We start from the raw sequence: 10,037 nt of genomic DNA, 5'->3' as shown, positions 1-10,037 counted from the left end.
GCGAGGTGGAGGAGCAGGCCCTCGCCGAGGGAGGCGGCGAGGTCACGGCAGGCGCCGGGGTCGGAGAGGGCGGCCTCGCCGTTCCTCAGCTCCAGTGCGGCGGCCAGCGTCCACGGTCCGACCGCCTGCACCTTGAGGTCGCCCTCGTAGCCCTGCGTGAACTCCTCCAGGGCGTCGAGGTCCTCCCCCAGCCAGGAGCGGGCCCGCTTGGTGTCCCGGCCCGGCCGGTCCCCGAGCCGCCAGCCGCTGGGCTCCACGCGCGCGTAGAGGTCGACCAGCATCCCGGCGGTGCGGCCGACCATGTCGGCGCCGGGGCCGCGTGCGGGCAGCTCGGCCAGGAACGGAAACTCCTCGAAGCTGCCGGTGACCGTCTTGGCGGCCTCCCTCGCGTCCCCTCCGGGCATGGAGCCGACGCCGGTGGCTCCGCTGAACCTGAACTCCCTGTTTTCGCTCACCCCGGCAGGGTACGTAACGCCGGCCGGTGCCCTCACAACCAGTGAGCCCCGTACCGGGGCTCCGCCGGCCGGCTCCTGCCGTCCCGGGTCACCGCCCCGGGCGCACCGTCAGGTCGTTGACCTCCGCGTCCCTCGGCAGGTCCATGGCCATCAGGATCGTCGTGGCGACCGACTCGGGGTCGATCCACCGGTCCGGTTCGTAGTCCTTGCCCTCCTGCTGGTGGACCTTGGCCTGCATGGGGCTCGCCGTGCGGCCGGGGTAGACGGAGGTGACGCGGACGCCGTTGCCGTGCTCCTCCTGGCGCAGGGAGTCCGCCAGGGCCTTCAGGCCGTGCTTGGAGGCGGCGTACGCGGACCAGCCGGCGTGGGCGCTGAGCCCGGCACCGGAGTTGACGAAGACGACATGGCCGCGGACGGTGCGGAGCTGGGGCAGGAAGTGCCGGGTCAGCTCGGCGGGGGCGATCAGGTTGACGTTGAGCTGGTGGCGCCAGGACTTCGGGGTCAGCTCGCCGACCTCGCCGAGGTCCACCACTCCGGCGATGTGGAGCAGCGAGTCGACCCGGTCCGGGAGCGCCTGGTGGGAGAAGGCCCAGGAGAGCTTGTCGGGGTCGGACAGATCGCCCACCAGGGTGCGCGCCCCGGGGAACCGGGCCGCCAGTTCCTTCGCGCGGCCCGCGTCGCGCGCGTGCAGGACGAGTTCGTCCCCGCGCGCGTGCAGACGGCGGGCGACGGCCGCGCCGATGCCGGAACCGGCCCCGGTGATCACATGAGTAGCCATGCGAGCCATGCTCGCATCAGCGGAGCGGGAGCGACGTCTCGAGGTGGGCGAGCGCGGCAGCCGGCTCCTCGGCGAAGAACATCAGCTCGGACAGCGGACGCGGCAGGAAGCCCTCGTCCTCCATGCGGCGGAACTGCTCCTTGAGGCCGTCGTAGAAGCCCGCCGTGTTCAGCAGCACCACCGGCTTGTCGGTACGGCCGTGCTTCTTCAGCTCCAGGATCTCGGTGGCCTCGTCCAGCGTCCCGGTCCCGCCCACCATGATCACCACCGCGTCGGCCTTCTCCAGCAGCAGCTTCTTGCGCTCGGCGAGGTCGGCCGCGACGATCATCCCGTCGGTGCCGGGCCGCGCCTTGGCCGCCAGGAAGTCGACCGAGACGCCGAGCAGCCTGCCGCCCGCCTCCTGCACACCGTCGGCGACGACCTTCATCAGTCCGACGTTGGAACCGCCCCACACCAGTGTGTGCCCACCCTTTCCGAGCAGTCTGGCGAACTCGCGTGCGGGACCCGTGTACCGCTCGTCGAGATCGGCCGCGGAGAGGAAGACACAGATATTCATGTCCCCCACCGTACGCGGGAAGAAGTCCGGGCCCGCCGGTGCTGTCCCTGTATGGCCCACGGACACACCATCACCATCGAGAAGAGCGAGCGGCACGTGCGCGTGGTGCACGGCGACCAGGTGCTCGCGGAGACCGACCGCCCCCTCGTCCTGCGCGAGACGGGCTCTCCGGTGCGGTACTACATCCCCGCCGAGGACGTACGCCTCGACCTGCTCACCGCGTCGGACACGCACACCGTCTGCCCCTTCAAGGGCACGGCTTCCTACTGGTCGCTGCCGGACGCGCCCGACCTGGTGTGGGCGTACCCGGAGCCGAAGCCGGACGTGGCGGAGATCAGGGATCACTTCTGCTTCTACGACGTCGACGTGTCGTGACCGATGAGCCCGGCGTCGTGCGGCAGTCTGCACCGGCATGGACAAGAAGACGACATCCCGCGACGGAACCTCCCTCGCGTACCAGGTGATCGGGCAGGGGCCGGCGGTGGTCCTGGTGAGCGGCGCGATGTCCACCGGCGGCACCGTGGCACCCCTCGCGCACCGGCTCGCCGGCCACTGCACGGCCGTCGTCTACGACCGCCGGGGCCGGGGCGAGAGCGGTGACACGGCGCCGTACGCGGTGGCACGCGAGGTCGAGGACCTGGCCGCCGTGATCGACACGGTGGGCGGCGAGGCGGCGCTGTTCGGCGTCTCCTCGGGCGGGGCGCTGGTGCTGGAGGCGGCGGCGAGCGGCCTGCCGCTCCGTCAGGCCGCCGTGTACGAGGCTCCGTTCGCGGACTTCCTGGACGGCGGCGCCGAGCGGGAGGCCGCGTACAAGGAGGACCTGACCAGAACACTCGCCGAGGGCCGGCGCGGGGACGCCGTGGAGCTGTTCCTGCGCCTGACGGGCCTGGGCGAGGAGATGATCCAGAGCGCCCGCCACTCGCCCATGTGGGCCGGTATGGAGGCCGTCGCCCCGAGCCTCGCCCACGACGACGCGGTCATGGGAGACGGCCTGCTGCCCCGGGAGCGGCTGGCCGTGATCTCCGTGCCCGTCCTGGTGGTCGCGGGCGGGGCGAGCCCGGAGTGGATGCGCGCGGCGAACCGCGCCGTGGCCGAGGCGGTGCCGCAGGGCACGTACCGCGTGCTGGAGGGACAGACGCACATGGTGGAGCCGGACGTGCTCGGCCCCGTGCTCGCCGAGTTCTTCACCGGGTGACCCGGCTCGGGCCGGGCCCCTCACCGGGGGAGCCTGTTCAGGCCGTGTTCCCCACCGGGTGACTCCGCACGGACCGGGCCCCTCACCGGACGACCCCGCTCAGGCCGTGTTCCCCACCGGGTGACTCCGCACGGACCCGGCCCCTCGCCGGGTGACCCGGCTCAGGCCGTGTTCCTCACCAGGTGACCCGGCTCGGACGGTCACACCGCAGCGGCCGACGTGCGCGTGGTCGACGCGATCGTCGCCGAGCCCACCACACGCGTGCCGTCGTACAGCACGATCGCCTGGCCGGGGGCGACGCCGCGGACCGGCTCGGCGAAGGCGACGCGCAGCTCGCCGTCGACCGGCTCCGCGGTGACCTCGGTCTCGCCGCCGTGGGCGCGCAGCTGGGCGGTGTAGGTGCCGGGGCCGGCCGGGGCGGTGCCGCACCAGCGTGGCTTGATCGCCGTCAGGGCGGTGACGTCCAGGGCGGCGGCGGGGCCGACGGTCACCGTGTTGGTCACCGGGGAGATGTCGAGGACGTAGCGGGGCTTGCCGTCGTCGGCCGGGGTGCCGATGCGCAGGCCCTTGCGCTGGCCGATGGTGAACCCGTAGGCGCCCTCGTGTGTGCCCAGCCTGGCGCCGGACTCGTCGACGATGTCGCCCTCCGCCTTGCCGAGACGCTGGGCCAGGAAGCCCTGGGTGTCACCGTCGGCGATGAAGCAGATGTCGTGGGAGTCCGGCTTCTTGGCGACCGCCAGGCCCCGGCGCTCGGCCTCCGCGCGGATCTCCTCCTTGGTGGTGACCGTGTCGCCGAGCGGGAACATCGCGTGGGCGAGCTGCTTCTCGTCCAGGACGCCGAGCACGTACGACTGGTCCTTGGCCATGTCGGAGGCGCGGTGCAGCTCGCGGGAGCCGTCCTGGCCCACGATGACCTGTGCGTAGTGGCCGGTGCAGACGGCGTCGAAGCCGAGGGCCAGCGCCTTGTCCAGCAGCGCGGCGAACTTGATCTTCTCGTTGCAGCGCAGGCACGGGTTGGGTGTGCGCCCGGCCTCGTACTCGGCGATGAAGTCCTCGACGACGTCCTCACGGAAGCGGTCGGCGAGGTCCCAGACGTAGAAGGGGATGCCGATGACGTCGGCCGCACGGCGGGCGTCGCGCGAGTCCTCGATGGTGCAACAGCCCCGCGCGCCGGTGCGGAAGGATTGCGGGTTCGCGGAGAGCGCGAGGTGGACGCCGGTGACGTCATGGCCGGCTTCCGCGGCACGCGCGGCGGCGACGGCGGAGTCGACTCCGCCGGACATGGCGGCGAGAACGCGGAGGGGGCGGGGGCGCTGCGGGGTGTCAGTCATAGCCCTTCCAGAGTACGGGGCGCGGGAACCGGGGCCGCGGGACATCCGTTGACGATCACATGAGGGCGAGGACCGTGCGGACGGCAGGCGCGGCGGGCGGCGACGCGGACCGGCGGCTGGGGCGGCGGGCCCTGCTCGTCGGCGGGGCCGCGGCCGCCGTGGGCACGGCCGTACTGGCCCGCCAGGAGCTGTCCCACCTGTGGTGGCGGCTGCCGGGGGTGGACAGGCCCCGGGTGGCGGGGGCGGTCGACTTCCGGGGTGCGCGGTGGGTGGCGGCGTCACCGGCGAACTACCGGCGGGCCGACCGGCCGGACGACTACACGGTCGACCGGGTCGTCATCCATGTCACGCAGGGCGGCTACCGCAGCGCGGTGAAGGCGTTCCAGGATCCGGCGCACGGGGCGGCGGCACACTACATCGTGCGCAAGGACGGCCGGGTCACCCAGCTGATCCGCGAGCTGGACGTGGCCTTCCACGCGGGCAACCGGGGGTACAACGAGCGCAGTGTCGGCATCGAGCACGAGGGCTTCGTGGAGGACGCCTCGTCCTTCACGGACGCGATGTACGCGGCCTCGGCGCGGCTGACGGCCGCGATATGCCGTCGCTACGGGTTCTCCGCCGACCGGGAGCACGTCATCGGGCATGTGCAGGTGCCGGGGACCGACCACACCGATCCGGGGCCGCACTGGGACTGGGGGCGGTACATGAGGCTGGTGCGACGGATAGAGACATCCGGGACATAACGCAATAAAGAATCATGATTCCGCGCATGCCGGATCGCTTCGGACGTTCTATGCTGGGAGTGGCCTACGAGGCGAGTGAGGGAGTTCGAGCGGAGTAGCCGACTTCGGCGAGAGGCACAAGGCTTCCGCTGGGGCCGACGTCGACGGTCGGACTGAGAGGCCCGAAAGTCGCAAGTACTGGACTGGAAGGCGACCCCCAGTCACCTGATCCGGACAATACCGGCGAAGGGAACCCGTCTCGTAGGTTTTTGCGTGCACCGGTCCCGGGTGGCCGGTGTTCTTCGTGCGCCGGCTTTCTGTCCGCGCCGGCCCTTTCCGGTCTGCCTACTTCTCTGCGCGCCGGTCTTCCGTACGTGCCGCCGGGTCGCTCCCGCCGCTCAGCTGAGGCCGGCCGCCCGGGCCCGCTCCACAGCCGGCCCGATGGCCTCCGCGACCGCCTCCACGTCCGCCTGCGTGGAGGTGTGGCCGAGGGAGAAGCGCAGGGTGCCACGGGCCAGATCGGGGGCGGTACCCGTGGCGAGCAGGACATGGCTGGGCTGGGCGACACCCGCGGTACAGGCGGAGCCGGTGGAGCACTCGATGCCCTGCGCGTCCAGCAGGAGCAGCAGGGAGTCGCCCTCGCAGCCGGGGAAGGTGAAGTGCGCGTTGGCCGGGAGGCGGCCCTCGGGCGCCGGGTCGCCGCCGAGGATCGCATCCGGGACCGCCGTACGGACCGCGTCGATCAGCCGGTCCCGCAGGGCGCCGATCTCACGGGCGAACCACTCGCGCCGCTCGGCGGCGAGCCGGCCGGCCACCGCGAAGGAGGCGACGGCGGGGACGTCGAGGGTTCCGGAGCGGACATGGCGCTCCTGACCACCGCCGTGCAGGACGGGTACGGGGGTGTACTCGCGGCCGAGCAGAAGCGCGCCGATGCCGTACGGGCCGCCGATCTTGTGGCCGGACACCGTCATCGCGGCGAGGCCCGAGGCGCCGAAGTCGACCGGGACCTGACCGAAGGCCTGGACCGCGTCGGCATGCAGGGGGACCCCGAACTCGCCTGCCGCATCGGCCAGTTCACGGACCGGCAGCACCGTGCCGATCTCGTTGTTGGCCCACATCACGGTGGCCAGGGCCACGTCGTCGGGGTTGCGGGCGATGGCCTCGCGCAACGCCCCGGGATGGACGCGGCCGTAGGAGTCGACGGGGAGGTATTCGACGGTGGCGCCCTCGTGTTCGCCGAGCCAGTGCACGGCGTCGAGTACGGCATGGTGCTCGACGGGGCTGGCCAGGACGCGGGTACGGGCCGGGTCGGCGTCGCGACGGGACCAGTACAGGCCCTTCACCGCGAGGTTGTCGGCCTCGGTGCCGCCCGAGGTGAAGACGACTTCACTGGGGCGGGCGCCCAGCGCCTCCGCGAGGGTCTCACGGGACTCCTCGACCGTACGGCGGGCCCGGCGGCCTGAGGCGTGCAGGGAGGACGCGTTGCCGGTGATGCTCAGTTGGGCGGTCAGTGCCTCTGCCGCCTCCGGGAGCATCGGGGTCGTGGCGGCGTGGTCGAGGTAAGCCATGGTGACGCCGATTCTACGGCGCGCCTCCCATCGGCCCCGCTGCGAGGTCGCGCCTTGCCTGCGCCGTGCGCTGTGCGTGCGCCTCGCGTGCCCCGTGCGCCGTGCGTGCGCCGTGCGGGTGCCGCAGCCGACGTGGATGGCGGCGCACCCGGCGCTGGAGGCCGTGCCCACCCGTTCCGCCCTGCGGAACATCTGCCCCCGGCGGAAGCGGAAGCGGGACCGGAAGCGCGAGCGGGAGCAGGAGCCGCGGCGCGGGCGTCGGCGGCACGTCGGCCGGTCCGCGGCGCGGGCGTCGGCGGCACGTCGGCCGGTCCGCGGCGGCGGGAGCGAAAGCGGGAACAGCAGTGGGAGCGGGAGTTGCGCTGCCGTGCCCCGTCGTCCTCGGGGCGGTGGCGGCGTCACGGTGCGGGCGGTGGGGTCACAGGCTCCACGACACCGTGTGGGACATCTGCATGGCGATCACCAGGACCGCCAGGTCGGCCGCGCCCAGACCCAGACCCAGGTACGCACGACCCCGGCGGGACGTGCCGCGCCACAGGGCGACGGCGGCCAGGACGATGGCGATCGGGCCGAGGAAGAGGTTGAGGACGAGCAGGCCGAGAAGGCCGAGGATGAAGGACGCCACGGCCATGCCGTCGGCGTCCCGCGTGCGCGGGGGCGCGTCGGTGCGGCCTGCGGCCGGTGCGGTGAGTTGCATGGTGCTCAGCTCCTGGAAGTCGTTACGGACGGTCAGTTGGCCGAGGTGCGGCGACGGCGGCCGTGACGCTCGCGGATGGCGAAGATGCCGAGCCAGACGGCGATGACGGCGGCCGCGGTGGCGGTGACGCCCAGCGGCGCGTGGGCCACGGTGCCCAGCACGACGCCGAGCAGCATGAGTGCGGCGACGAGGAAAATCATGGGTTCAGATCCCCCCTCCGGGATGCCTGGTACGAAGCCTCGTGTGAAGCTTCGGTGAACAGTTGTAGTAACAGTTGTTCACTGACTTTGAGTCTAGCGCCTCCCGCGGCTTTAAAATTCCAGAGAACAGTTGTTAACTGGATGACATGAGTCACACCCTCGGCATCCGGCAGGCCCAGAAACAGAAGACCCGGCAGGCGTTCCTGGACGCGGCGCTCGCGCTGCTGGAGGAGCAGAGTCTGAGCAGCCTGGGTCTGCGCGAGGTCACCCGTGCCGTCGGTGTCGCCCCGACCGCCTTCTACCGGCACTTCCGCTCCACGGCGGACCTCGGCGTCGCCCTGGTCGACGAGGCGCTGGGCAGCCTGCACCCGATGGTCCGCACGACGGTGTCCACGGCCGGCGACAGCGAGGAGCGCATCGCGCGGGCCATCGAGCTGATAGCCGACCATGTGGACACGCACCCCGCCCACGTCCGCTTCATCGCCCGTGAGCGCCACGGCGGCGTCCAGCCGGTGCGGGAGGCCATCCGGAACCAACTGGCCCGCTTCGCCGAGGAGGTGAAGACCGAGCTGGCCAAGGACCCGCAGGCCGAGGGCTGGAACGACGACGACGTGCTGATGCTCGCGCACCTCTACGTCGACCAGATGCTGATCACCGCCTCCCTCTTCCTGGAGGCACTGGAGGCCCCGCGGGACGAACGGGAGCGGGTCACCCAGCTCGCCACCCGGCAGATGCGGCTCATCAGCATCGGCCGCCGGCACTGGCTGGACTGACCCGCTCCCGTCCGCCCCGACCCGCCTTTTCCGGTCAGCCCTGCCGAGCCCGGCCCCCGGCCTGTCCCCCGGCCCCGCCGCCCGGGTTGCCGCAGCCGCCGCTCCGCCCGCCCCCGGAACCGCCCCGGCCACCGCCGGGCGCACCGCCCGGCATGCCCGAGGGTGCACCGCTCTGCCGGGCCGACGGCGTCCCGGCCGGCCTGGCGGTGGAGGCTCCCGAGGGTGCGCCGGAGGGCGCCCCGCCGGGCCGACGCAGGCCCGCGCCGCCCGTCGGCATGCCGGACGGGGCCCGGCAGCCCTGCTGCTGCCCGGAGGTGCCGCTGTTCGAGGAGGAGGACGAGTCGCCCGAACCGCACCCGGCCAGCAGCAGCGGGGACAGCGCCAGCAGGGCTACGGCGGGGGCGAGGCGTGCACGCTTCATGAGAACCAGCTCCGAAGGAGATGAGGGATTCCTGAGGCGGGCACTCAACCAACGGCGGTCAGGGCGTTCTTGGGGCCGCCCTGTCCGCCGCCTGTCAATCGGGTAAAGCACACCTCAAGCACCTGCTCCCACCCGGCACTTCACCCGGCATCGCCGACCTTGGCCCGGTACAGGTCCGTGACACGACGGGCCGCCGCGAGCAGTTCCGCGCGGGCCTCGGGCGGGTCCAGGATCTCCACCTGGTCGGCGAAGGCGAGGAGTTGGCGCACGGCGCGCAGCAGCGGATACGACAGCCGGGCGGTGACCCAGTCGCTCTCGCCGTCGTCGTCCGGCGGCTCGGTCAGCTGGGCGGCGACCATGCGCTGGAACATGTCCAGACGCTCGCGCCGGACCCGTACCGTCACGCCGATCGCGTCCTCCGACCTCTCCTCCACCTGCCGGCGCAACACCTCCCAGACGTCGGCGAGTTCCACACCGGGCCGGCGCCGCACGGGCTCTTCCAGCGGGCGGGCCGAGTGCACCCGGTCGGCGCGGAAGAGCCGGGGCCCGCCACGCCGGTCGGCGACCAGGTACCAGACCCCGGCCTTGGCGACCAGGCCGTAGGGATCCACGGTGTACGTCCGCGGCTCCCGCTCCCCGCTGTGCCGGTAGCAGAGCCTCAGCCGCCGGTCGGAGAACACCGCGTCCTGCAGCGCCTCCAGGTCGACGGCCTGTTGCGGCCCGCTGCGCCAGCGGGTGGCGTCGACCAGGATGCGGCGGCTGGTGGCCTCGGCGGCAGGCCGGTGCGGGGCCGGCAGGGCCGCCATCACCTTGCGCAGGGCGGAGCCGAGCGCCGCGTCCAGGCCGAGCGCGGCGTGTGCGCCCTGGGCGGCGAGGATGAACAGGGCGCGGGACTCGTCGGCGGTCAGGCCGGTGACGTCCGTGCGGAATCCGGCGAGGAGTTCGATGCCGCCGCGCCGGCCGCGCTCGGCGTACACGGGGACGCCGGAGGCCGACAGCGCCTCGACGTCCCGGTAGATGGTGCGGACCGACACCTCCAGCCGGTCGGCGAGTTCGTGCGCGGGCACCCGGCCCCGGGTCTGCAGGAGCAGCAGGATCGACAGCAGCCGGTCTGATTTCACGCCCCCAGAATCCCGTCGCACCGGACCCCGGAGCAAATGTTGACGGATTCTGTCAGGTTATCCGTGCATCCTGCTCTCCGTACCGGCCGTCCGGACGGACCGTCCGGACCGGCCTTCCCCACCGACCGTCCGGGCCGGCCAGCCGTGGCGATCACCCGTACCGGCCACCCGCACCGAACCGTCCACACCGATCATCCGCAGTGACCATCAGGAGAGGCAC

The 10,037-nt window shown here is 72.6% G+C and carries 12 protein-coding genes, 1 pseudogene and 1 riboswitch; of the genes and pseudogenes, 4 read left to right on the top strand and 9 right to left on the bottom strand.

Annotated features, from left to right (window positions below; translation table 11 throughout):
- From AB0H32_RS13615 to AB0H32_RS13605, 3 genes and pseudogenes are all read right to left on the bottom strand, one after another.
- Nucleotides 1-455 (bottom strand): annotated as a pseudogene (locus AB0H32_RS13615) (methionine synthase); the annotation flags it as partial.
- An 88-nt stretch (nt 456-543) separates the two neighbouring features.
- Nucleotides 544-1,242, bottom strand: coding sequence for an SDR family oxidoreductase (locus AB0H32_RS13610; protein WP_361118978.1), 699 nt, complete (start codon nt 1,240-1,242; stop codon nt 544-546).
- A gap of 7 nt (nt 1,243-1,249) precedes the next feature.
- Nucleotides 1,250-1,789, bottom strand: a complete 540-nt coding sequence (locus AB0H32_RS13605; protein WP_361118976.1) for a TIGR00730 family Rossman fold protein — start codon at nt 1,787-1,789, stop codon at nt 1,250-1,252.
- A 51-nt stretch (nt 1,790-1,840) separates the two neighbouring features.
- On the opposite strand from AB0H32_RS13605, the gene AB0H32_RS13600 reads away from it, so the two are divergent.
- Together AB0H32_RS13600 and AB0H32_RS13595 are read left to right on the top strand one after the other, a co-directional pair.
- Nucleotides 1,841-2,164, top strand: coding sequence for a DUF427 domain-containing protein (locus AB0H32_RS13600; RefSeq protein WP_361118974.1), 324 nt, complete (start codon nt 1,841-1,843; stop codon nt 2,162-2,164).
- Nucleotides 2,165-2,201: 37 nt separating this feature from the next.
- Nucleotides 2,202-2,984: an alpha/beta hydrolase gene (locus AB0H32_RS13595; protein ID WP_361118972.1), complete on the top strand. Its 783-nt coding sequence runs from the start codon at nt 2,202-2,204 to the stop codon at nt 2,982-2,984.
- Between the two features lie 200 nt (nt 2,985-3,184).
- Here the strand turns inward: AB0H32_RS13595 and mnmA are convergent, their stop codons facing one another.
- Nucleotides 3,185-4,315, bottom strand: coding sequence for a tRNA 2-thiouridine(34) synthase MnmA (gene mnmA, locus AB0H32_RS13590; protein WP_361118970.1), 1,131 nt, complete (start codon nt 4,313-4,315; stop codon nt 3,185-3,187).
- A gap of 59 nt (nt 4,316-4,374) precedes the next feature.
- Here mnmA and AB0H32_RS13585 point away from each other — a divergent pair, with 59 nt between their 5' ends.
- Nucleotides 4,375-5,058, top strand: a complete 684-nt coding sequence (locus tag AB0H32_RS13585) for an N-acetylmuramoyl-L-alanine amidase (protein ID WP_361118968.1) — start codon at nt 4,375-4,377, stop codon at nt 5,056-5,058.
- 67 nt (nt 5,059-5,125) lie between these two features.
- Nucleotides 5,126-5,306: riboswitch (TPP riboswitch) on the top strand.
- A gap of 129 nt (nt 5,307-5,435) precedes the next feature.
- Here AB0H32_RS13585 and AB0H32_RS13580 read toward each other — a convergent pair.
- The 3 genes from AB0H32_RS13580 to AB0H32_RS13570 all read right to left on the bottom strand — a co-directional run bounded on the left by AB0H32_RS13580 (nt 5,436) and on the right by AB0H32_RS13570 (nt 7,502).
- On the bottom strand, nt 5,436-6,605 hold the full coding sequence (locus AB0H32_RS13580) for a cysteine desulfurase family protein (RefSeq protein WP_361118966.1): 1,170 nt from the start codon (nt 6,603-6,605) through the stop codon (nt 5,436-5,438).
- A 418-nt stretch (nt 6,606-7,023) separates the two neighbouring features.
- A complete protein-coding gene (locus AB0H32_RS13575) occupies nt 7,024-7,302 on the bottom strand; it encodes a DUF4190 domain-containing protein (protein WP_361118964.1) in 279 nt (92 codons plus the stop codon).
- 32 nt (nt 7,303-7,334) lie between these two features.
- The gene (locus AB0H32_RS13570) at nt 7,335-7,502 is read right to left on the bottom strand and encodes a hypothetical protein (RefSeq protein ID WP_361118962.1); all 168 of its coding nucleotides are present in this window, start codon (nt 7,500-7,502) and stop codon (nt 7,335-7,337) included.
- 146 nt (nt 7,503-7,648) lie between these two features.
- On the opposite strand from AB0H32_RS13570, the gene AB0H32_RS13565 reads away from it, so the two are divergent.
- On the top strand, nt 7,649-8,275 hold the full coding sequence (locus AB0H32_RS13565; RefSeq protein ID WP_361118960.1) for a TetR family transcriptional regulator: 627 nt from the start codon (nt 7,649-7,651) through the stop codon (nt 8,273-8,275).
- Nucleotides 8,276-8,309: 34 nt separating this feature from the next.
- Here AB0H32_RS13565 and AB0H32_RS13560 read toward each other — a convergent pair whose 3' ends face one another.
- Both AB0H32_RS13560 and AB0H32_RS13555 read right to left on the bottom strand, forming a co-directional pair.
- Nucleotides 8,310-8,696, bottom strand: a complete 387-nt coding sequence (locus AB0H32_RS13560) for a hypothetical protein (protein WP_361118958.1) — start codon at nt 8,694-8,696, stop codon at nt 8,310-8,312.
- 140 nt (nt 8,697-8,836) lie between these two features.
- Nucleotides 8,837-9,817 (bottom strand): YafY family protein, encoded by a 981-nt coding sequence (locus tag AB0H32_RS13555; RefSeq protein ID WP_361118956.1) that lies wholly within the window; start codon nt 9,815-9,817, stop codon nt 8,837-8,839.
- Nucleotides 9,818-10,037: the final 220 nt, after the last annotated feature.

This window comes from Streptomyces sp. NPDC020362 (genome assembly GCF_040642095.1).
Taxonomy (GTDB): Bacteria; Actinomycetota; Actinomycetes; order Streptomycetales; family Streptomycetaceae; genus Streptomyces.
Note: the sequence above shows the minus strand (reverse complement) of the source record. Positions and strands in the feature narration are given on the sequence as shown.